The sequence below is a fragment of the Brachybacterium sp. NPDC056505 genome, assembly GCF_042794925.1.
Lineage (GTDB): Bacteria > Actinomycetota > Actinomycetes > Actinomycetales > Dermabacteraceae > Brachybacterium > Brachybacterium kimchii.
Genome location: NZ_JBHTSV010000001.1, coordinates 209,547 through 229,320 on the forward strand (window position 1 = coordinate 209,547; position 19,774 = coordinate 229,320).

20 protein-coding genes are annotated in these 19,774 nt (G+C 72.0%); 8 read left to right on the top strand and 12 right to left on the bottom strand.

The genetic code is table 11. From position 1 onward, the window contains the following. Window positions 1-42: 42 nt before the first annotated feature. Window positions 43-474 (bottom strand): acyl-CoA thioesterase, encoded by a 432-nt coding sequence (locus tag ACFQ53_RS00990; RefSeq protein WP_377854031.1) that lies wholly within the window; start codon window positions 472-474, stop codon window positions 43-45. A 323-nt stretch (window positions 475-797) separates the two neighbouring features. Between ACFQ53_RS00990 and ACFQ53_RS00995 the strand changes: the two genes are divergently transcribed. Beyond that, on the top strand, window positions 798-1,196 hold the full coding sequence (locus ACFQ53_RS00995) for an NUDIX domain-containing protein (RefSeq protein ID WP_377854033.1): 399 nt from the start codon (window positions 798-800) through the stop codon (window positions 1,194-1,196). Window positions 1,197-1,212: 16 nt separating this feature from the next. Beyond that, window positions 1,213-2,394, top strand: a complete 1,182-nt coding sequence (locus ACFQ53_RS01000; RefSeq protein ID WP_377854036.1) for a PQQ-dependent sugar dehydrogenase — start codon at window positions 1,213-1,215, stop codon at window positions 2,392-2,394. 173 nt (window positions 2,395-2,567) lie between these two features. On the opposite strand, the gene ACFQ53_RS01005 is transcribed toward ACFQ53_RS01000, so the two are convergent. Both ACFQ53_RS01005 and ACFQ53_RS01010 read right to left on the bottom strand, forming a co-directional pair. Then, entirely contained in the window at window positions 2,568-3,452 is an 885-nt protein-coding gene (locus ACFQ53_RS01005) for an alpha/beta hydrolase (RefSeq protein WP_377854039.1), read from the bottom strand. 321 nt (window positions 3,453-3,773) lie between these two features. Next, window positions 3,774-4,085 (bottom strand): putative quinol monooxygenase, encoded by a 312-nt coding sequence (locus ACFQ53_RS01010; protein WP_377854042.1) that lies wholly within the window; start codon window positions 4,083-4,085, stop codon window positions 3,774-3,776. Window positions 4,086-4,299: 214 nt separating this feature from the next. Between ACFQ53_RS01010 and ACFQ53_RS01015 the strand changes: the two genes are divergently transcribed. Continuing rightward, window positions 4,300-4,671, top strand: coding sequence for an MmcQ/YjbR family DNA-binding protein (locus ACFQ53_RS01015; RefSeq protein ID WP_377854044.1), 372 nt, complete (start codon window positions 4,300-4,302; stop codon window positions 4,669-4,671). A 160-nt stretch (window positions 4,672-4,831) separates the two neighbouring features. Further along, window positions 4,832-6,574 carry a D-lactate dehydrogenase gene (dld, locus tag ACFQ53_RS01020; protein WP_377854047.1) on the top strand — a complete coding sequence of 581 codons (1,743 nt, stop codon included), beginning with the start codon at window positions 4,832-4,834 and terminating at the stop codon, window positions 6,572-6,574. Between the two features lie 61 nt (window positions 6,575-6,635). On the opposite strand, the gene ACFQ53_RS01025 is transcribed toward dld, so the two are convergent. Both ACFQ53_RS01025 and ACFQ53_RS01030 read right to left on the bottom strand, forming a co-directional pair. Next, a complete protein-coding gene (locus ACFQ53_RS01025) occupies window positions 6,636-7,109 on the bottom strand; it encodes a GNAT family N-acetyltransferase (protein WP_377854050.1) in 474 nt (157 codons plus the stop codon). Next, window positions 7,106-8,245 (bottom strand): pirin family protein, encoded by a 1,140-nt coding sequence (locus tag ACFQ53_RS01030; protein WP_377854053.1) that lies wholly within the window; start codon window positions 8,243-8,245, stop codon window positions 7,106-7,108. The genes ACFQ53_RS01025 and ACFQ53_RS01030 overlap by 4 nt, the downstream gene beginning before the upstream one ends. A 169-nt stretch (window positions 8,246-8,414) precedes the next feature. Between ACFQ53_RS01030 and ACFQ53_RS01035 the strand changes: the two genes are divergently transcribed. The 3 genes from ACFQ53_RS01035 to ACFQ53_RS01045 all read left to right on the top strand — a co-directional run bounded on the left by ACFQ53_RS01035 (window position 8,415) and on the right by ACFQ53_RS01045 (window position 11,432). Continuing rightward, window positions 8,415-9,404, top strand: coding sequence for a Gfo/Idh/MocA family protein (locus ACFQ53_RS01035; protein WP_377854056.1), 990 nt, complete (start codon window positions 8,415-8,417; stop codon window positions 9,402-9,404). After that, window positions 9,398-10,504: a Gfo/Idh/MocA family protein gene (locus ACFQ53_RS01040; RefSeq protein ID WP_377854058.1), complete on the top strand. Its 1,107-nt coding sequence runs from the start codon at window positions 9,398-9,400 to the stop codon at window positions 10,502-10,504. The genes ACFQ53_RS01035 and ACFQ53_RS01040 overlap by 7 nt, the downstream gene beginning before the upstream one ends. A gap of 106 nt (window positions 10,505-10,610) precedes the next feature. Beyond that, window positions 10,611-11,432, top strand: coding sequence for an HpcH/HpaI aldolase/citrate lyase family protein (locus ACFQ53_RS01045; RefSeq protein ID WP_377854061.1), 822 nt, complete (start codon window positions 10,611-10,613; stop codon window positions 11,430-11,432). A 220-nt stretch (window positions 11,433-11,652) separates the two neighbouring features. On the opposite strand, the gene ACFQ53_RS01050 is transcribed toward ACFQ53_RS01045, so the two are convergent. From ACFQ53_RS01050 to ACFQ53_RS01075, 6 genes are all read right to left on the bottom strand, one after another. Next, entirely contained in the window at window positions 11,653-12,672 is a 1,020-nt protein-coding gene (locus tag ACFQ53_RS01050; protein ID WP_377854064.1) for a LacI family DNA-binding transcriptional regulator, read from the bottom strand. A gap of 18 nt (window positions 12,673-12,690) precedes the next feature. After that, window positions 12,691-13,830 carry a Gfo/Idh/MocA family protein gene (locus tag ACFQ53_RS01055; RefSeq protein ID WP_377854067.1) on the bottom strand — a complete coding sequence of 380 codons (1,140 nt, stop codon included), beginning with the start codon at window positions 13,828-13,830 and terminating at the stop codon, window positions 12,691-12,693. Next, window positions 13,830-14,654 carry a ThuA domain-containing protein gene (locus ACFQ53_RS01060; protein WP_377854070.1) on the bottom strand — a complete coding sequence of 275 codons (825 nt, stop codon included), beginning with the start codon at window positions 14,652-14,654 and terminating at the stop codon, window positions 13,830-13,832. The genes ACFQ53_RS01055 and ACFQ53_RS01060 overlap by 1 nt, the downstream gene beginning before the upstream one ends. Window positions 14,655-14,718: 64 nt before the next feature. Continuing rightward, a complete protein-coding gene (locus tag ACFQ53_RS01065) occupies window positions 14,719-15,579 on the bottom strand; it encodes a carbohydrate ABC transporter permease (RefSeq protein ID WP_377854072.1) in 861 nt (286 codons plus the stop codon). 5 nt (window positions 15,580-15,584) lie between these two features. Further along, entirely contained in the window at window positions 15,585-16,601 is a 1,017-nt protein-coding gene (locus tag ACFQ53_RS01070; protein ID WP_377854075.1) for a carbohydrate ABC transporter permease, read from the bottom strand. Between the two features lie 15 nt (window positions 16,602-16,616). Further along, a complete protein-coding gene (locus tag ACFQ53_RS01075) occupies window positions 16,617-17,879 on the bottom strand; it encodes an extracellular solute-binding protein (RefSeq protein ID WP_377854078.1) in 1,263 nt (420 codons plus the stop codon). 501 nt (window positions 17,880-18,380) lie between these two features. Here ACFQ53_RS01075 and ACFQ53_RS01080 point away from each other — a divergent pair. Further along, window positions 18,381-19,181: a hypothetical protein gene (locus ACFQ53_RS01080; protein WP_377854081.1), complete on the top strand. Its 801-nt coding sequence runs from the start codon at window positions 18,381-18,383 to the stop codon at window positions 19,179-19,181. Here the strand turns inward: ACFQ53_RS01080 and ACFQ53_RS01085 are convergent. After that, window positions 19,168-19,665, bottom strand: coding sequence for a hypothetical protein (locus ACFQ53_RS01085; protein ID WP_377854084.1), 498 nt, complete (start codon window positions 19,663-19,665; stop codon window positions 19,168-19,170). The genes ACFQ53_RS01080 and ACFQ53_RS01085 overlap by 14 nt on opposite strands. Window positions 19,666-19,774 lie beyond the last annotated feature (109 nt).

Here is a 19,774-nt window from a genome sequence, read left to right on the forward strand (position 1 = left end):
AGCGCGTCGTCGAGGGTGGTGATCCGCGCGCAGCGGACCGGCTCACCGCTGCAGATCGCCTCGGGGCACCCGGTCGCGGTCGTAGGTGATCTCCGTGTAGCCGTGCGGCGCGGGCCGCCCGTCCGCGTCGACGTTGACGAACACGAGCTCGTCGATCGTGAGGATGCTCTGCTGGGTGAACAGGTTCCGGGCCTCGGCGCGCATCGTCAGTGATGTGCGCCCGAACTTCGTCGCGACCAGGCCGATCTCGACGATGTCGCCCTCGCGGGCCGAGGAGACGAACACGATCTCCGACATATATTTCGTGACGACGCGCTGGTGGCCCAGCTGGATGATCGCGTAGACGGCCGCCTCCTCGTCGATCCAGCGCAGCAGGCTGCCGCCGAAGAGAGTGGCGTTGGCGTTGAGGTCCTCGGGGCGCACCCACTTGCGGGTGCGGAAGGACATGACCGGCTCGGACGGGGAAGTCTCCATGTCTGGACATCGTAGAGATCGCCGCACGCTCTCATGAAGCCTGTGTGGCGCAGCCTGTACTGGACGGCGCTGGACGGCGCAGCGGGTGTGGGGCAGGAGGCACGGGCGGGAGGCCGGATGGCAGGATCGAGCGCATGGTCAGTGAGGACCGCGAAGGCGGCGAGGACGGCGAAGGCCGCGACGATCGCGAAGACAGCGAAGACAGCGAAGGTCGCGAAGCCGGTGGGGATGGGAGACACGGGGCCGGGCGTCTGTGCTGGGATGTCGACGTCGCGATCCGGCGCGCTGCGGAGCCCCCGGCCCTGGCTCCTTCGCGGGCGCGGATGCTCGTCCTCTCGCCCGACGACTCGGCGATCGTGATGGTCCTGCGCACACGACCCGGTCGCGATCCCTATGGCGTGCTCCCCGGGGGCGGCCTCGAACCGGACGACGCCGATCCGCTGGCCGGCGCGCTGCGCGAGCTCACCGAGGAGACAGGACTGGGAGGCGCCGACGTGGAGCTCGTGACCAGCAAGGTCGTCGTCGAGGGTGAGCAGTGGATCTTCCTCGGACGCGCCCGCCACCGGCTTCCTCTGCGCCTGGGGTGGCCCGAGACGGATCGGGACGCCGAGGTCCACGGCACCTACGAGCCCGTGTGGCTGAGCCCGCGCGTTGCGCTCGAGCAGCTCGGTGGAGGGGTGCATCCGCGCTGGATCACGGGGATGATCGCAGGAGGACGCTGAACCGCGAGGAGGCGGCATGCGCATCACCGACCATCCATACCGAGAGAGCGACGACGGCGCACCGCGCCTGACCCGCCGGACTGCGGCAGCGTTCTCGCTCTTCGCGTTCGGAGGGCTCGCCGCCTGCACCGATACGGGGACATCACCGCAGGGGAGCGAGCCCGAGGACCGTGCGACCGACAGCAGCGGGTCGTCGTCGGCCGGAGGCGGATCGCCGTCGGACGAGGGCGGACCCTCGTCGCGCAGCGCCGAGGACGTCGAGGTCCTCGCCGAGGGCCTCGAGGCGCCCTGGTCCATCGCGTTCCACGGGCAGACTCCGCTGATCAGCGAGCGCGACAGCGCCCGCGTCCTCGAACGGGCACCGGACGGGTCCCTGCGCACCGTCGCGACGATCCCCGGCGTCGCCCCGCAGGGGGAGGCCGGGCTGCTGGGGATGGCCGTGCGCGACGGGGTGCTGTTCGCGCACTCCACCTCCGCGGACGGCAACCGGATCCAGCGCTTCGGGATCACGGGCGCACCCGGGTCGCTGGGGCTCGGCGAGGCGACGACCCTGCTCGACGGGATCCCGTCGGCCGCGAACCACAACGGCGGGCGCCTCGCCTTCGGGCCGGACGGGAAGCTCTACGCGACGGCCGGCGACGCCGGGGACCGGGACGCCGCGCAGGACGTGGACGCGCTCGCCGGGAAGATCCTGCGCCTCGAGGCCGACGGGTCCGTGCCCGGGGACAACCCCTTCCCGGGATCGCCCGTCTTCAGCTTCGGGCACCGCAACCCGCAGGGCATCGCCTGGGACGAGGACGGCACGATGTACGCGAGCGAGTTCGGGCAGGACACCTGGGACGAGCTCAACGTCATCGAGGCCGGGAAGAACTTCGGGTGGCCCACCGCTGAGGGCATCGCCCACGAGGACGGCCTCGTCGACCCCCAGCAGCAGTGGCACCCCTCGGAGGCCAGCCCGAGCGGCATCGCGATCTCCCACGGCACGATCCACATCGCCGCCCTGCGCGGCGAGCGCCTCATCGACGTGCCCCTGAGCGACCTCTCGACCTCGACGCCGCGACTGGTCGGTGCACATGGCCGGCTGCGCGACGCCGTCATCGCCCCCGACGGCTCCCTGTGGGTGCTCACGAACAACACCGACGGTCGCGGCTCGCCTTTTGACGGCGACGACCGACTGCTGCGGGTGAGCGCCGGATGAGGTGCGGGGCTCTCGCGGAGTGGCCGAGGGTGGGGGGGGACCCGGGCCGACGCGCAAGGGCACGGTTCCGGATGAGTCGGGACGCTCCCGGCCGGCGATCTCCAGCGGGGGCGTGCACTTCGCGTAGTCATACGTCGGGTCACGACGAATAGAGCACGCGACCCGACCTACGACTACGCGTGGTGCACGGGGCCCCGGAGCATCCAGCGCAGCGCATCGGGGAGCACCACCCCGCCGTGGTTCGGGCTGTGCCCGCCGTCGCCCAGCTCGACGCGCAGGTCATAGCCGGCCTCCGCGAGGGAGGCCGCGGTGCGCAGGTTCTCGGCGAGCCAGTTCATGTGCGGCTGGTCGTGGTTCAGGTCCCGCTGGCCGATCTGCAGGAAGAACCGCAGCGGTCGCGGGGGAGTCGACGCGATCAGCGCCGGATAGGGGTTGCCCTCCGGCATCTGCGCGAAGCTCGAGAGGCAGCAGATCGCGCCGCCGAACGCGTCGGGCCTGTGCCAGGCGGCCGTGAAGGAGCAGTCGCCGCCGCTGCTGCCGCCGCAGAGGATCGTGCGACGGGGGTCACCGAGGATGCTCCTGCGCGCCCTCACCAGGGGGAGCACCTCGTCGAGGAGGAAGCGGGCGTAGGTGTCGTCGGCCGCGTCGTACTCGAGGTTGCGCTGCCTGGGCGCAGGCTCCGCACTCTGCTCCGAACCGGGCTCAGCGCTGGTGCGCCGTGTGCCGGGCTCGACGAAGACGCCGATGGTCGGCGGGATGGCGCCGGAGGCGGTCAGGTTGTCCAGGACGATGCCGCCGCGCACCTCGCCCTCGGGGTCGAGGTACCAGCCGCCGTCCTGGAAGACGACCACACCGGTGGGGTCACCGGGGGCGATGCCCGGGGGCGTGTGGATCCAGATCCGTCGGTGAGTACCGGGGAACAGTGCGCTGTCCTCGAGCGCGATCTCCTCGGTCGTGCCGGGGGACACGCCCGGGGCGCGCACGGAATCGGGCCCGTGCGCGTAGACGACATCCTCGAGATCGAGGGGCAGGGCGCGGAACGGGACGATCGTGCTCACGCGGCTGACGCTAGGGCGCAGGGCACGAGCCGGCAACGCATTTCCCGGGCGGTCGAGTCTCAGGCCGGGCGTCCTGACCATGTGCTCCCGCCGGTCTGAAGGGCGGAATCAGCGTTCGCGCGCACCGGCCGAAAAGTCGGTCTCCAGCGGGGGCGTGCACTTCGCGTAGTCATACGTCGGGTCACGACGAATAGAGCACGCGACCCGACCTATGACTACGCGTGGTGCACGGGGTCTGTCGAGACCGTGCGGTCGAAGTGCTCGGGACGGCGGGCGGCCAGATCTCCGGCTCGGCTTCGCCCGCAGGGCCGGTCCGATCCGTCAGATCGCGCCCTGCGCCTCGGTGCCGGAGGGCAGCGGAGTCATGCGGGTGACCAGGGTGGGCTTCTCGATGAGCTCGGCGATGTCCCCGTTGAGGATGCCGACGGCCTCGCCCGCGCCATGGGTGTCGAGGTCCTGGACGGTCGTCCACTTCTCGATCATGGTGATGGTGCCGTCCTCGGCGTCGTGGATCGAGTAGAGCTCGCAGCCGGGCTCCTCGTGGACGGCGACGATGCCTCGCTGCATGGCCTGCACGAGCTCCTGCTTCTTCCCTGCCTGGGGGTAGAACACGGCGGTGACGATGACGGTCATCGGGACAGCTCCTTCGCGTCGGTCCGGCGGCCTCCCGCCGGTGGCCCGAACGTATCAATCCAGCTCAGCGGCATCGAGCGCACCCCAGGATGTGGACCGTGCGATGCTGGGACAACCACTGGGCGGACCACTCGCGCCAGATCGCACCGAGCAGAGCCGCCCGGTCCTGCAGGCCGCCGAGCACCCGGCCCGCGCTCCGTCGGAGGAGACCACGATGAGCACTCTGGACGACGTCCGCCGCCTCGCGACCGTCCTGCCCCAGGTCGAGGAGTCGACCTCCTACGGCTCCCCGGCCTTCCGCGTGGCCGGGAAGGTGTTCGCGACCGTCCGCGGCCCGCGCCGCGCCGAGATCGTGGACCGGCTCGTCGGCCCCGACGCCGAGATCCTCGTTGCCTGGTGCCATGACGTCGGTGAGCGCGAGGCGCTCATCGCCGCCCGCCCCGACCGCTTCTTCACCACCGACCACTACCGCGACCACCCGAGCGTGCTGGTCCGCCTGGAGACCGTCGAGGACGAGGACCTCCGCGAACTGCTCGAGGACGCGTGGGACGCGCGCGCCCCGCGGTCCCTGCACCCGGGGGAGTGAAGCGGTCCCCGCCTCTCGCGCCCCCGCCTCTTGCGCCTCTCCCGCCTCTCGCGGTCCGAGAACGGCCCTCGCCATTCCCGGCGGACCGTCGTTGGATGGTTACGCTGGCCGATGGCCCCGCGGCCGCACAGAATCCCCGACAGCGATGGAGCATCCGGACATGAGCACACGGCGGAACCAGGGATCCACGAGCGCCGGATCCGCGCAGGCCCTCGACGCCTTCGCCCAGATCATGGGGTCCTCGCACGTGCTCACCTCGAAGCGCGCGACCGCCCCCTACGCCACCGGCGACCGCTTCGGCTCCGGCGACGTCCTGGCCGTTCTGCGACCGGGCTCCCTCGTGGACATGTGGCGCGCCCTGCAGGTGTGCGTCGACCACGACCTCATCGTCATCACCCAGGCGGCCAACACCGGCCTGACCGGCGGCTCCGGCCCCGGGGACCAGGACTACGACCGCGACATCGTCATCATCTCGACGCTGCGCATCGACCAGATCCATCTCATCAACGACGCCCGCGAGGCGATCTGCCTGGCCGGAGCCACCCTCTTCGAGCTCGAGGAGACCCTCGCCGAGCACGGACGCGAACCGCACTCGGTGATCGGGTCGAGCTCCATCGGCGCGTCCGTCGTCGGCGGGATCGCGAACAACTCCGGCGGCAGCCAGATCCGCAAGGGTCCCGCGTTCACCGAGCACGCGCTGTTCGCCCGGGTCGACGAGGACGGCACGATCCACCTGGTCAACCACCTGGGCATCGACCTCGGCACCGACCCCACGCACATCCTCGACAAGGTCCAGCGCGGCGACTGGGACCCGGCCGACGTGACCCCTCCGCCGGAGGACTCGACCGGCACGGACTACGCCGAGCACGTGCGCGAGATCGCCGACACCCCCGCCCGGTACAACGCGAACCCGAAGTTCCTGTTCGAGGCCTCGGGCTGCGCCGGCAAGCTCATGGTGTTCGCGGTGCGCACCCGCACGTTCCCGCTCGAGAGGGACAGGGCGACCTTCTACATCGGCACCGACCGCCCCTCCGATCTGGAGGCGCTGCGCCGCGCGTTCCTCGCCTCCGACGGTCCGCTGCCGATCTCGGGGGAGTACATGAGCTCCCACGCCTTCGACCTCGCCGCCGAGTACGGCAAGGACACCTACATCTCCCTCAAGCACGCCGGAAGCCGCACCCTGGTGCGCATGTTCGCGCTCAAGAGCTGGGCGAACGGAGTCTTCGAGAAGGTCCCCGGCTTCGGGCCCTCGGTCGCCGACGAGATCTCCCAGAAACTCTTCGGCCTGATCCCCGAGAAGCTCCCGAAGCGCCTGCTCGACTTCCGCGACCGCTTCGAGCATCACCTGCTGCTCGTCGTCAGCGGCAGCGAGCGCGAGGCCACGCAGCGCCTGCTCACCGACTTCTTCGCCGCGCCCGAGCACGAGGGCGAGTTCTTCGAGTGCGACGCCGACGAGGCCCAGAGCGCCACCCTCATCCGCTTCGGCGTGGCCAGCGCCGCCGGCCGGTACTTCACGATGCACCGCGAGGAGGCGTCGGCCATGGTCACCTTCGACGTGGCGCTGCGCCGCGACGACGAGGACTGGCTCGAGGTGCTGCCCGAGGAGATCGCCGACCAGCTGCTGGAGAGCGTCTACTTCGGGCACTTCTTCTGCCACGTGATGCACCAGGACCACGTGGCGAAGGCGGGCGTGGACCCCGTGGCCCTCAAGAAGCGCATGAGGACGCTGCTCGAGGACCGCGGCGCCGCCGTCCCCGCCGAGCACAACTTTGGGCGCATCTACCCCGCCCCCGAGCCGATGGTCGCGCACTTCCGCGAGATGGACCCGCGCAACATGTTCAACGCGGGCGTCGGGGAGACCACGGCGCACAGGGACTGGGCGGACGCGCCGGCCCACGGCTGACGGCAGCTCCCTGCCCACGGGTGACGGTCGGTCTCCGCCCGGAGCTGACGGCGGGCCCCGCTCACACCTGTTCGATCGCGGCCAGGTGCTCGGGCTGCACCGCGTCGACGTGCGCGGCCGCCTCCTCGTGGTGCTCGACCCAGCGCGCCACGTACGGGCAGACGGCGACGATCCGCCGCCCCTCGCGCACCGTCTGCTCGAGCGCCGTGCGGGTGAGGGTGGAGGCGAGCCCACGGCCTTCGTACTCGTCGAAGACGACGGTGTGGAAGAAGATGCGCTGCGGGGCGTCGGCGCCGTCGACGTCGACGTCGCGGTATTTCGAGAACCCGGCATGGTGCTCGCCGACGAAGACGTCGAACCGCCTCTTCCCGGGGTTGTCGCGGATGAAGGCACGATCGGGCGTGCCGTCGGCCTCCGCCTCGGGCGCGGCGGTGTCCTGCGCGGTCGTGTCCGGCGCGGCCTCGTCCGGTGCGCCGTGGTGCGCACCATCGGGCTCCGGCGCACCGGGCGTCTCGGGGATCTGGCTCTCGCTCATCGGGGATCTCCTTCGTGAGGGTCTGCGGGTCTGCGGGGCCGGCGGCGGGCTGTGATGCGCGCGTTCGGGAGCGTGGGCGCCGGCAGGGGAGCGGGCGTGCGCTCGGGGAACGGTCCGAAGCGGTGGATGTCCGACGGGCTCGCCGCCGGACCAGCCGCCTCGGGCGCAGCGTCGTCGTCCTCCCCACCGATCTCGCGCTGCCACTGCGCACGGAATGCGGCGATCTCCTCGTGGCTGCGGCCCACGAAGTTCCACCACATGACGATCTCCTCGGCGAAGGGCGGCCCGCCGAGGAGGATCAGACGCGTCGGCTCCGGACCGGCGTCGATGCTCAGCGCGTCGGCGCCGACCTCGACGTGCGCGAGGTGGTCGGCAGGGAGGTCGACGGCGGCATCGCCGCCCGCGCCCGCGCCGCCTCCCGCACCCGCGCCGGCTCCCGCGCGCGCTGCGCCCGTGTCCACGAGCAGGCCGTGCTCGAAGGTCGGATCCAGGGCGAGCTCGAGGTGAGCGCCTGCCGGGAGCAGGATCTCGGCGGCGAGGGCCGGGGTGCGGGTGACGACGGGGGAGGCAGGGCCTTCGGCGAGCTGCCCGAGATAGGTGCGGACCGCCGCGCCCCCGACGTCGACGAGCGGAGCCACGTGGTGCTGGGAGGCGGGTGGGCCGCTCCGCTCGGCATCGGGCAGCGCGTACCAGAGCTGCACGCCGTGCAGCACGGTGGTGCTCGCGGTCGAGAACTCCGAGTGGGAGACGCCGCGGCCCGCGATCATCAGGTTCACCTCGCCCGGGCGCACCGTGTTCGCGAACCCCGTGGAGTCGATGTGGTCGATCTGCCCCTCGAACAGCAGCGTCACCGTCGCGAGGCCCGTGTGCGGGTGGCGGGGGACGGCCATGCCGCCGGTCGCGGCGACGTCGTCAGGGCCGAAATGGTCGACGAAGCACCAGGGGCCGATGAGCGAGCGGGCCCGCTGCGGAAGGGTGCGGCGCACGGTCATCGCGCGCGGCCCGCCCAGCGGCACGTCGCGCGGGGTGAGCACGCTCGGGCGCGGGGCGCCTCGCCCGGACGCTCGTGAGGTCCGGTCCGTGCCCGGGGCGGCCGAGCACAGCAGCTCGCGCGGATGCTTCTCCGTCGTCGACATCGTCGCCTCCCTCTGCGCGCCGGCGCAGGTCCAGCCTATGCGCGGGCATCCGTGCCCGGCAGTCGGACGGGCTGCGAGTCGTGTTGCCGGTCGTCGGGCCCGACGGTAGATTCGAGGACCAGCCGAGTGCGCCACGGCACCCTCCGCGACGACCCCTCCGAGGAGCGAGATGACTGCCCCACCCGCCGGCCCCCTGCGCGCCGGCATCATCGGCACCGGCGGGATCTCCCGCGCGCACGCCCCCGGCTGGATCGATGCCGACGCCGAACTGCACGCCTTCAGCCTCGAGGGCGCCGAGGCCTTCGCCGAGCAGTTCGGCGCGATCCTCCACGACGACCTCGACGAGCTGCTCGCCGCGGTCGACGTCGTCGACGTCTGCACCCCCACCCCCAGCCACCCCGGGATCGTCCACCAGGCGCTCGATGCCGGGCGCGACGTGGTCTGCGAGAAGCCGCTCGCGCTGCGCGCGGAGGACGCCCGCGACCTGGTCGAGCACGCCGAGCGCGCCGGGCGCCTCCTGTTCCCCGCGCACGTGGTCCGCTTCTTCCCGCAGTACGCGGCGGCGAAGCAGGCGATCGAGCGCGGTGCGATCGGCACGCCGGCGGTGCTGCGCTTCGAGCGCACCGGCGCGATGCCGAGGCAGCCCTGGTTCGCCGACGAGTCCCGCTCGGGCGGCATCGTCATGGACCAGATGATCCACGATCTCGACCAGGCCATCTGGATGGCCGGCCCCGTGACCAGCGTGTTCGCACAGCAGAACCGGCGCGGCGAGGACGGCTCCCTGCGCACCGCCCACGTGGTCCTCACCCACGAGGGCGGCGCGATCAGCCACTGCCGCGGACTCTGGGGCGCACCCGGGACCGTCTTCCGCTACACGTTCTCCCTCGCGGGGGACGGCGGACGCCTCGAGTACGACTCCGGGAGCGGTGACGGCGTCTCCTGGGACGAGGTCGCCACCGCCCGCCGCAGCTCCGGCGGCGACTACCTGCCCGACGTCTCCGGCATGGCCAGCCCCTACGCGCTCGAGATCCGCGACGCCGTCGCGGCCCTCGAGACCGGCTCCACCCCGCGCGTGAGCGGGGCCGACGGCGTCACCGCGGTCGAGGTCGCGCTCGCCGCCCTCGAATCCATCGCGACCGGACGGAGGATCGCATGCTGACAGCGGACGACCAGGTGGCCGACCGGCACGACGGCGCGGAGGACCGCCCTCTGCGCATCGCCCTGCTCAGCTGCGCCCACACCCACGCCGCCGGTTACGCGTCCCTGCTGGATGCGCGCGAGGACGTCGACCTCGTCGTCTCCGACCCCGATGGCTTCGGCGACGTGCACGTCTCCGAGCGCTCGCGGATCGTGGGCAGCCACGAGGCGGCCTTCGACTCGTGGTCCGACGGGCACGGCGGCACGCACGGGCCGGACGCCGTCGTGGTCACCAGCGCGAACGCCCACCACCGCGATCTCGTCCTCGAGGCCGCGCGTCGCGGCGCGCACGTGCTGTGCGAGAAGCCGCTCGCGACCACCGTGGCCGACGCCGAGCAGATGGTCACCGCCTGCTGCGAGGCCGGCGTGCTGCTCATGACCGCCTTCCCGGTGCGCTTCGCCCCGCAGGTCGCATCCCTGCGCGAGGCGGTCGCGCACGGCAGCCTCGGCGAGGTCGTCGGCGTGACAGGCGCCAACAACGGCAAGCTGCCCACGGGACGCGACTGGTTCACCGATGTCGACCTCTCCGGCGGCGGCGCGCTCGTCGACCACACGGTGCACATCGCGCAGATCCTCGATTCCGTGTTCGGTGAGCCGGAGTCCGTCCACGCGGTGACGAACAGGATCCTCTATGCCGATCGGGCTGGCGACGGTGCGGAGACGGGAGGGCTCGTCACGCTCACCTACCCCGACGGCATGGTCGCGACCATCGACTGCTCGTGGTCGCAGCCGGCGGATGCCCCCACCTGGGGCGGCGTCACCATCCAGGCCGTGGGCACCGAGGGCCAGCTGGCGATCGACCCGTTCTCGCAGCACGTGGGCGGGTTCGGGCAGTGGCTGCCCTACGGCGCCGACCTCGACGCGCTCATGCTCGACGCGTTCCTCGCGGGCGTCCGTGCCCGCACGGCCGGGGCGGACGCACGCACGGCCGGCACGGACGCCCCCGCCGTGCTCGAGCCCAGCGGCGACGCGGGGCTGCGCACCGTGAAGGTTGTCGCCGCCGCGCAGGAGTCCGTGGCCTCGGGCCAGCCCGTGGCGCTCGCCGCTCTCCGCGGCGCCTGACGCGCCGGCGGACCACTGCTGACGTAGCCTCGGCACGGACCCGCAGCACCTCGGGCCTCGTGCCCGAGGTGCCGCCGCACCGCCGACACCAGTGGAGGACACCCCCGTGGTACACGTGCCCGCCGAGCTCTCGCGCTCATGGCTGCTGGTCTCCGGACGCCGCGCCGACCAGTTCGACACCGCCTCGCGGTCCCGCGCCGATCAGGTGGTGCTCGACATCGAGGACGCGGTCGATCCGCAGCACAAGGAGGGGGCGCGGGCCGACGTGGCCCGTTGGCTCCAGGACGGCGCCGCCTGGGTTCGGATCAACGACCGCGCCAGCGCGTTCTGGGGCGAGGACGTCGACGAGCTCGCCGGACTGCCCGGGCTCGAGGGGGTCGTGCTCGCCAAGACCGAGTCGGCCGAGCAGGTCACCGAGACCTTCGAGCGTCTCGGCGGCGCCACCCCCGTGGTCGCGCTCGTCGAATCGGCGCTCGGCATCGAGGAGGCGGTCCCGATCGCCCGCGCACGCGGTGCATTCCGGATCGCCTTCGGCAGCGGCGACTACCGCCGCGACACCGGCACCAGCGCCGATGACCTCGCGATGGCCTACCCCCGCTCCCGCTTGGTGGTCGCGAGCCGGATCGGTGACCTCCCCGGGCCGATCGACGGGCCGACGGTCGGCTCGAGCCACCCGATCCTGCGCGAGCAGGCGACGACCGCGGTCTCCCTGGGGATGACGGGGAAGCTCTGCCTGGAGCCCGACCAGCTCAGCGTCATCAACGAGACCATCAGCCCCACGCCCTCCGACGTGGAGTGGGCGCGCTCCTTCCTCGCTGACTTCGCCGATCGCGGCGGCGTGATCCGCGACGGCAGCGACCTGCCGCGGCTGGGCCGTGCCCGCAGGATCGAGCACCTCGCGAGCGCCTTCGGCATCGGGCCCGCCTGAGGGCCCGTGAGCCGACCTGCGGCTCGAATGGTGCGTCAGCGCCGGCAGGAGTCCCGCTGACCGCAGCGGCGCTCCCACTCGTGGACCGGGGACGCCGAGCGTGGAGGCTGCCGCGGCAGCGCGTGGCGGGCATCGCGCCCCGGGCTGCCGAGGAGAAGCCGGGTGGAGGCGACCCCGGGCGAAGGGGCGAAGGGGCGAAGGGGTGAAGGGGGAAGGCAGCCTAACCCGTGGGGTTCGAGGTGTGCTCGCCGCCTGTCTGCCCCACCCACTCGGGCTCCACCAGCGTCACCCGCGGTGAGGCGCCCTCCTCGCGCAGCAGGCGCACGAGCTCGCGCACGGCGAGCTCGCTGATCTCCACGCGGCGGGGGTCGATCCGAGGGGTCCGTGCGAGCAGAGGACTGATGGCCGCGAGGTCCTCGTCGGTCAGTGCGAGCATGAGCAGCCCGCGGTCCTCGAGGGCCCCGCTCGCGGCGGTCGCGAAGAGCACCTCGGTGACGCCGTTCAGCCCGAACACGGCCGTGCGCCGCCCGCCCTGCGCGAGCTCGCGGGCGCGGGCAGGGACATCCGGCAGGTCGCCGGCGTCCAGGACGACCTCGAGGCCCGTGCTCTGCGCCTGCTCCTCGATGCCCAGCAGGAACCGGGAGACGTCGTTGCGGTGGCGACGGTGCCCGGGCTCGCCGAACAGCAGCAGGCGCTCGCAGCCCTCGTCGGCCGCGCGGTCCACGACCATCCGTCCCAGGCGCTCGAAGTCGAGGTCCACCACGCTGCCGTTGGGGAAGCCCACGGGCTTGCCGATCAGGACGAAGGGAAGGCCCGCCTCCACCACGGCCGCGACGCGCTCGTCGTGGCGGCCGAGCTCCATGAGGATCAGCGCCTCGCACACGCCCGTGCGCACCACGCGGTGGATGCCCCGGGCGCCCTCCTGCGCGGTGACCAGCAGGATGTCGTAGCCGAAGCGCTGCGCCTCGCGGGCGATCGCGCCCACGAAGCGCATCAGCACCGCGTCGTTGCCGTAGGCCTCGGGCACCATCAGCCCGATCACGCCGCTGCGGCGCGAGCGCAGGGAGCGGGCGCCGGAGTTCGGGTGGTAGCCGAGCTTCTCGATGGCCTCCTCGACCCGCTGGCGGGTGGCGGGAGAGATCGGCCGGGAACCGGTGAGCACGTAGCTGACGGTGCTCTGGGAGACGCCCGCCAGGCGTGCGACGTCCTGGCTCGTCGGCGCGCTCCTCCTCACCGGCATGCCCCCTCCGCTCGTTCCTCACACGGCTCCGCCACCTGCGCTCCCAGTCTTCCACGACTCCAGGGCGCTGCTGCGGCCGTCGGCGCGATCCAGCTCCCGCGCCGCTGTGAGCGCCTCGCCCATGATCTCGGCGAGAGCCACGGTGCGGCCGTCCGCGGCCGAGCGGACGGCGGCCTCGACGATCGCCTGGGTCCAGACGTTCTCGTGGACCTCGGACTCGGGCGTCGTGCCCTCGCGCAGGGCCGCGCAGAAGGCGGCGAGCGAGGAGTCGAGCTCCCACAGGGCGTCGGCCGCCGGGACCCGGCCGGGGACCTCGCGTCCGTCCTCCGTCGTGGACGACGGCGGGCTCTCGCCGTCCCAGGCGACCGTGCCGCGCGGGCAGCTGAGCGACCACTCGCCGTTCCAGCTGGTCTCGCGCCCCGGAGAGCACCACGAGCCGACGAAGGCGTGCACGGCGCCGGAGTCGTAGCGCACCGTGACCGTCGCCGCCGCGTCCCCGTCGTACCAGCTCCACGGCGGGCTGCTGGAGACGGCGGTGACGGATGCGGGGGCGCCGGCGACGAGCACCCGGGCCGCGTCGAAGGCGTGGATGGCCATGTCCACGATCAGCGGCTGCGCCATCTCCTCGCGGAAGCCCCCGAAGCGCGGGGCGCGCGAGAAGCGGGTGGCGACGAGGCCCGCGCCGCCCAGCCCCTCGGCGAGCCGGGCCGCCTCCCGCAGGTGCGGGTTGTGGCGCCGCGACTGGGAGACCATGAACAGCCTCCCGGTGGCCTCGGCGTGCCCGGCCAGTGAGAGCGCCTCGGCGAGGGTCGCGGCGCAGGGCTTCTCGCCCAGCACGGGGTACCCCGCATGCAGCGCATCCGCCGTGACGGCGTGGTGGGCGGCGGGGATCGTGACGTCGATGATCGCCTGCGCGCCCGCCGCGCGTGCGACCTCGAGGGCGTCCGTGCCGGTGCGCACCGCGCCGCGATCGGCCTCGGGCACGAGGTCCGCGACGGCGCCGGCCGCCGCCCCGTCGATCACGTCGGCCACGCCCGCCAGGCGCGCATCGTGCGAGCGCAGCACGGTGGAGATCCACGCCCTGCCCATCCCGCCGGCGCCGACGACGACCACGGGCAGGGCGTCCGCGCCCTTTCCGGCGGGATCCGTCCGCGTCATCACTCGCCCTTCCCCGCGGCCTCGGCGTCGCCGACTCCCTGCCCGCCGTCGCCGGTGAGGAACCAGTCCGTGGGGTAGCGGCCCAGGAAGGGCACCGCGCGGTCCGCGGTCGCGGGCCGCGCCCAGTCCACGCCGTTGGCGATCACGCGGCGCACGTCGCGGTGCTGGTAGACGGGATAGTCCTGGTCACCGGGGGAGAAGTAGAAGATCTTGCCCTTGCCGCGGCGGAAGCAGCAGCCGGAGCGGAACACCTCGCCCCCGCTGAAGGAGGAGACGAACACGAGCTCGTCGGGCACGGGGATGTCGAAGTGCTCGCCGTACATCTCCTGCTCGTCGATGACGATCGGGTGCGGGACGCCGGCGGCGATCGGGTGCGAGGGGTTCACCGTCCACACCAGCTCGCGATCGCGCTCGTTGCGCCAGCGCAGGGTGCAGGTGGTGCCCATGAGCCGCGTGAACGGCTTGGACCAGTGCCCGGAGTGCAGCACGACCAGGCCCATCCCGGCGAGCACGTGGCGCTGGACCCGCTCGGCGACCTCGTCGCTGACCTCGTCGTGCGCCATGTGCCCCCACCAGGTGAGGACGTCGGTCGCGGCGAGCACCTCCTCGCTGAGCCCGTGCTCGGGATCGTCCAGCAGGGCGATCCGGGTGGTCACGGATGCGCCGAGGTTCTCGGCGACGGCGTCGCGGATGGCGCTGTGCATGCCCTCGGGGTAGTTCTCCCGCACGCGGGCGTCGCGCTGCTCGTGGCGGTTCTCGCCCCAGACTGTCACGCGCAGCGGGCGGGCTGCGGTCGTCGGGGAAGCGGGGGCGGTGGTGGTCATCGGGTTCCTCTCTCGGGTTCGGTGCAGGGGGTGGGGCGTGGTCCGGGCCGGGGGCGGGGCGCGGTCACTTCACGGCGCCTCCGGTGGCGCCCGCGGCGATGTACTTCTGGGCCGCGATCATCAGCACCACGGCGGGGACGGAGGACATCACGGCCGTCGCCATCACGGCGCTCCAGTCGGTGTCGTTGGTGCCGATGTAGGTGTAGAGGCCGAGCGTGACCGGGCGGATGGTCTCGCCGGTGGTCAGCGTCAGGGCCATCAGGAAGTCGCTCCAGGCGAAGAGGAACGAGAAGATCCCGGCGGTGATCAGCGAGTTCCGGCTCACGGGCAGGACGATCGACACGAAGGCGCGCACGTGGCCGCAGCCGTCCACGCGTGCGGCCTCGACGATCGAGGTCGGGAACGTCTCGAGGTACGCGCGCATGATGAGGATGGAGAAGGGGATGCCCTGGGTCGCGTCGGCCAGGATCAGCCCGGGGATCGAGTTGATCAGGCCCAGCGGCGTGTAGGCCGTGTAGAGGGCGTTGGCGATCACGATGCCCGGGATCATCTGGCTGATGAGCACGAGGAACACGAGCACCGCGGTGCCGCGGATGCGGAACTGGGCGAGGGCGTAGGCGCACGGGGCGGCGATGACCAGCGACAGGATCGCCGCGCCCACGGCGACGACGAGCGAGGTCAGCAGGTTCTGCCCCTGGTCGGCGAAGGCGCGGGCGTATCCGCCGACGTCGGGGTGCAGGGGCAGCAGGCCCGTGTTCAGGCTGTTGCCCTGCGGGGCGAGGGAGGCGTTGACCATCCAGTAGACGGGGAACAGCATGATCGCGACGAGCACGATGCCGATGCCGGTGTGGACCAGGCCGTGCGGGGCGCGGGCGCCTCGTCGCGCCGGGGCGGGGGAGGTGCGGGATGCGGTGGAAGCGGTCATGGCGGTCATCCGTTCTTCGCGGCGCGCGCGTTCGCCCGCAGGTAGACGACGGAGAAGAGCAGGGCGATGAGGATCAGGACGTTGCTGAGCGCGGCGCCCTGGCCGAAGTCGAACTCGAGGAAGCTGAGCTCGTAGCTGCGGGTCGCGAGCGTCTGCGTGGCGTTCGCGGGGCCGCCGCCGGTGAGGCCGATGATGAGGTCCAGGACCTTGATCGTGTAGATGACGCCCAGCAGCAGCACCACGCTGACCACGGGCCGCAGCAGCGGCAGCGTGATGTGGCGGAAGGACTTCCATCCGGTCGCACCGTCGAGCTGGCCGGCCTCGTAGAGCTCCTCCGGGATCGCCTGCAGCCCGCTGTACAGCAGCGCCACGTTGAAGGGGATCCCCAGCCAGATGTTCACCATGATCACGGCGATCAGGGCGGTGTCGGAGCTGGTCAGCCAGCCGATCGGCGCGGAGATCAGGCCGATCGACTCCAGGAAGCGGTTGAGGATGCCGCTGTCCTGCTCGAGGATCCACCGCCACACCGCCGCCGAGACGATCATCGGCAGCAGCCACGGCAGCAGCAGGAGCGAGCGCAGCACCCCGGAGAGCGGGAAGTGCCTGCGGAAGTAGAGCGAGAGGCCCAGGCCGATGACGAACTGGCCGATGATCGAGCCGACCGTGAACAGGCCCGTGTTCGCGAGGGCCTTGAGGAAGATCGGATTCGACAGCGCGGTCGCGTAGTTGTCGAGGCCGACGAACGGCGCGCTGCCGTTGAAGAACGTCGAGAAGTCGTACGCCTGGAAGCTCATCACGACGTTCTTGACGATCGGGTACCCGTAGAACAGCAGCAGGTACAGGACCGCGGGGGCGATGAAGGCATAGCGCACCAGGACGCCCTCGCCGCTGCGCCGTCGGCGGCGCCCGGGACGCTCGGCGGGCGTCCCGTCGGCGGCATCGGCGCGAGGGGATCGGCGGGTGGCGCGGGGGCCGACGGAGGCGAGTCCTTCGGCGCTGGAAGCGGTGCTCGTGCTGGTCATCTGTGGCTCCTCGTCTCAGCTCACGGTCCGGGCGGCCTCGTCGAAGGCCTTCGCCGGATCGGTGTCGTCGACCAGGACCTCCTGGTTCGCGGTGTAGATGGCCTTGGCGGTGCGCGGCCACTCGGGCCCCAGCTCGCCGGTGCGGGCGCGGGCGGTGGAGACCTGCTCGACGAAGGTGGCGAGGTCGGGGTTCTCGCCCGCGAACTGCTTCGCGGTCGCGGCGTGGCCGGGGATGGTGCTGCGGGCGGTGCCCATGCGCAGCTGGTTCTCGGGGGCGACGAAGGCCTTGAGGAGCTTCGCGGCGCTGCGCTGCTTCTCCTCGTTCCCGGTCACGGGGACCGTCCAGACCTCCCCTCCGAGCGGTGCGATCGACTCCGCCCCGGAGCGCGGGACCGGGAGGGTGACGACGTCCCACTCGAGATCGGGGGTGTCGGCCTTCAGGCCCGCGATGTTCCACGGGCCGTTGACGACCATCGCCGCCTTCCCGGCCTTGAACTGGTCCATCGCGTCGCCCTGTCCCCAGTTGACGACGGAGCGGGAGGCGGAGCCGTCCTGCAGGAGCTGGGACCAGAACTCCGCGGCGCCCGCGACCTCGGGGGTCGCGAGGTCCTTCTCGTCGCCGCCGTTGGACCACATGAAGGGCATGAACTGGAACGTCCCCTCGTAGGTGGCGATCGCCGAGAACGCGATCCCGTAGGTGCCGTCGCCGGTGAGGGCGCGGGCCGCCTCCCGGGTCTCCTCCCAGGTGGTGGGTGGATCGATCCCCGCCTTCTCGAGCATCGGCGCGTTGAAGAACAGAGCGATCGTGTTGACCGTGGGGGCGATCGCGTACAGGGTCCCGTCGAGCATCCCGAGGTCGGCGATCGACGGGGTGAGCCCGTCGGTCGAGAAGCCGTACTGCTCGAGCGGGGCGAGGGCGCCGGAGGCCGCGAGCTGCGGGAGGTCGGGGTTGTCGAGCATGAGGATGTCCGGGAGCGTCTTCGAGGACCCCATCTGCAGGACCTTGGGGATGAGCTGGTCGCCGGGGACCTTCTCGCGGCTGAAGGTGAGCCCCAGGTCCTTCGCGCTCTTCGTGAAGGTCTCCTCGATGACGACGTCGTCGGCCGGGGTGTTGTAGTAATCGACGATCCGCAGGGACGTCGGATCCGAGGAGGACGAGGATCCGCAGCCCGCGAGGCCGAGAGCCGCGGGGGCGAGAAGGGCGCCGAGGGCGCGACGGGAGAGTCGAAGGGGCGGGATGCGCTCGGAGCGTGGTCCCGGTTTCGCGATCGAGGTCATGGTGGGGTCTCTCGTTCTCCAAGGCATCATCGATACGAATCGACAATGACGATCGACGACGGCGGCGAGCAGTGTGGAGTGACGTGTCACGCGAGCGGCGACGGTGCGCACTCGGATGACTGCCGACAATCATGCAGTTCTCAGCGTGGTTTGACAAGGGGGCATCGGAGATCTGGAGTGGTCGGGGTGCGAGGGGGAGTGCCCGCCCGTGCCGCGCGGGCCACTGTGGGCAGCGCGCATATCGATTCGAATCGGCTGATCCCGACCCGGCCATGTCGGGCGACGCGCGTATGAACAGACGGAGGCCGGGCGCGATCGTGACGGGGCGGGCCTCGCGGGCCCCCGTAGAGTGATCCTCGCCGTGAGGTGCCCAGCGGAGGCCCGCGGCGCACGCGCTGCCCAGCAGCGCCGTGCGGGGTCGACGAGAACGAGGTGCGTGTGGGTCGAGTCAGCGGTTCCCGAGCACTCGCCCTGTCCCCGGGGCGGCCGCTCGGCCTCGGGATGGACGATCGCGTCGACGAGTTCGCCCGCCTCCTGCGTGAGGCGCCCCTGGACGACATCGGGGCGGAGGGGCGCTCGTGGCTGCGGTCCCGATACGAGGAGATCGTGCCGCTGGTGCTGCCCGCTGCGCTGCGTTCGGTGGAGCACGGTGTGCCCGTGGACCCCGAGGCCCTGGCGGCTCTGCGGCGCGCAGCGGCCCGCAGCGCTGAGGATCCCGAGTGCGAGGTGGGCGTCGTCCTGCGCGGCGCTCTTCCTGCGCTGAGGGTGTTCTCCCTCGTGGTGCGGTCCGTCTCGAGCGCCGCGGATCAGCCCACGCTCCTGGCGATGAGCCGGGCGTCCTTCGTCGCCCATGAGCTCGGGACATGCTGGGCCGAGGCTTGGTGGGCGCGGCGATCCGCGCACTCCCCGGCCCCGAGGATCGTCGACTACGGGACGGCGGACGAGGTCGAGGTCGTGACCAGCTCCTCGGAGCTCGACGAGAGCGACGAGAAGATCCTCTCGCTCGCTGCGCGCGGACTGTCCACCGAGCGGATCTCGCGGGCCACGGCCTACAGCAGGCAGGCGGTGGCCTGGCACCTGGGGCGGCTCATGAAGGCGTGCCGGACGCCGAACCGCACCGCTCTCGTCGCGTTCGCCTTCGCCAAGGGATGGCTGAGGCATCGGCCGGCCCCCGGAGCTGCACGGGCGCTGCCTCGCTCCGACGGAGCAGGGCGGGGCCCCGGAGAGAGGAGTTCCGAGGCCCCGCCTGCGGATGCGCGCCGAGGCTCGACGGGATCCGAGGAGCGGATCAGCCGCCGTTGATGCTCATGGTGTGCTCGTCCACGCGGTTCACGTCGCCCTGGGCGCCCCAGTTCAGCCAGCCGCCGTCACCGTTGTTGGTGATCTTCCCGGGGCCGTTGAACCAGTAGATGACGTAGTTGCCGTCCTTGATGTCGATGTTCTCCGCATTGGCGATATCGCCCTCGACGTTGATGTCCTGGTCCTTGTTGACCACGGCGACCGTCAGGCGATCGGGGTTCGCGTCGTTGTAGTAGCCGACGTCGAGAGCGGCCCGCAGGGCCCCACTGCGGCCGTCCTCGTTGTTGACCGCGTCCTTGATGGCGTTGCCGATCGCGACGGGGTCGAGGCTGACATCAGCACCTGGGCTCACCTCCGCGGACGCGCCCGCGTTCGGGGCGGGTGCGGCCTGCGCCGCCTGGGCGGGGAGTACGGCGCCGGTGAGGACGGCCCCGGCCATCGCCGTGCCGGCGAGCAGTTTCACGGTCTTCGAGCGGAATGCGTTCATGGTGCTCTCCTTCTCAGGGACGCGGCCTCGGCGTCGTCGACGGCGGAGGCCGGTGTGTGCTGTCACGGAACAGCCTGAGCGGAGCCGCACGTGCGGGTCCACGTTCTCG

Coding starts and splice junctions, on each gene's coding strand:
- ACFQ53_RS00990 (WP_377854031.1), bottom strand. CDS start 474: ATGGAGACTTCCCCGTCCGAGCCGGTCATGTCCTTCCGCACCCGCAAG.
- ACFQ53_RS00995 (WP_377854033.1), top strand. CDS start 798: ATGCTCGTCCTCTCGCCCGACGACTCGGCGATCGTGATGGTCCTGCGC.
- ACFQ53_RS01000 (WP_377854036.1), top strand. CDS start 1,213: ATGCGCATCACCGACCATCCATACCGAGAGAGCGACGACGGCGCACCG.
- ACFQ53_RS01010 (WP_377854042.1), bottom strand. CDS start 4,085: ATGACCGTCATCGTCACCGCCGTGTTCTACCCCCAGGCAGGGAAGAAG.
- ACFQ53_RS01015 (WP_377854044.1), top strand. CDS start 4,300: ATGAGCACTCTGGACGACGTCCGCCGCCTCGCGACCGTCCTGCCCCAG.
- dld (WP_377854047.1), top strand. CDS start 4,832: ATGAGCACACGGCGGAACCAGGGATCCACGAGCGCCGGATCCGCGCAG.
- ACFQ53_RS01025 (WP_377854050.1), bottom strand. CDS start 7,109: ATGAGCGAGAGCCAGATCCCCGAGACGCCCGGTGCGCCGGAGCCCGAT.
- ACFQ53_RS01030 (WP_377854053.1), bottom strand. CDS start 8,245: ATGTCGACGACGGAGAAGCATCCGCGCGAGCTGCTGTGCTCGGCCGCC.
- ACFQ53_RS01035 (WP_377854056.1), top strand. CDS start 8,415: ATGACTGCCCCACCCGCCGGCCCCCTGCGCGCCGGCATCATCGGCACC.
- ACFQ53_RS01040 (WP_377854058.1), top strand. CDS start 9,398: ATGCTGACAGCGGACGACCAGGTGGCCGACCGGCACGACGGCGCGGAG.
- ACFQ53_RS01050 (WP_377854064.1), bottom strand. CDS start 12,672: ATGCCGGTGAGGAGGAGCGCGCCGACGAGCCAGGACGTCGCACGCCTG.
- ACFQ53_RS01055 (WP_377854067.1), bottom strand. CDS start 13,830: ATGACGCGGACGGATCCCGCCGGAAAGGGCGCGGACGCCCTGCCCGTG.
- ACFQ53_RS01060 (WP_377854070.1), bottom strand. CDS start 14,654: ATGACCACCACCGCCCCCGCTTCCCCGACGACCGCAGCCCGCCCGCTG.
- ACFQ53_RS01065 (WP_377854072.1), bottom strand. CDS start 15,579: ATGACCGCTTCCACCGCATCCCGCACCTCCCCCGCCCCGGCGCGACGA.
- ACFQ53_RS01070 (WP_377854075.1), bottom strand. CDS start 16,601: ATGACCAGCACGAGCACCGCTTCCAGCGCCGAAGGACTCGCCTCCGTC.
- ACFQ53_RS01075 (WP_377854078.1), bottom strand. CDS start 17,879: ATGACCTCGATCGCGAAACCGGGACCACGCTCCGAGCGCATCCCGCCC.
- ACFQ53_RS01080 (WP_377854081.1), top strand. CDS start 18,381: ATGGACGATCGCGTCGACGAGTTCGCCCGCCTCCTGCGTGAGGCGCCC.
- ACFQ53_RS01085 (WP_377854084.1), bottom strand. CDS start 19,665: ATGAACGCATTCCGCTCGAAGACCGTGAAACTGCTCGCCGGCACGGCG.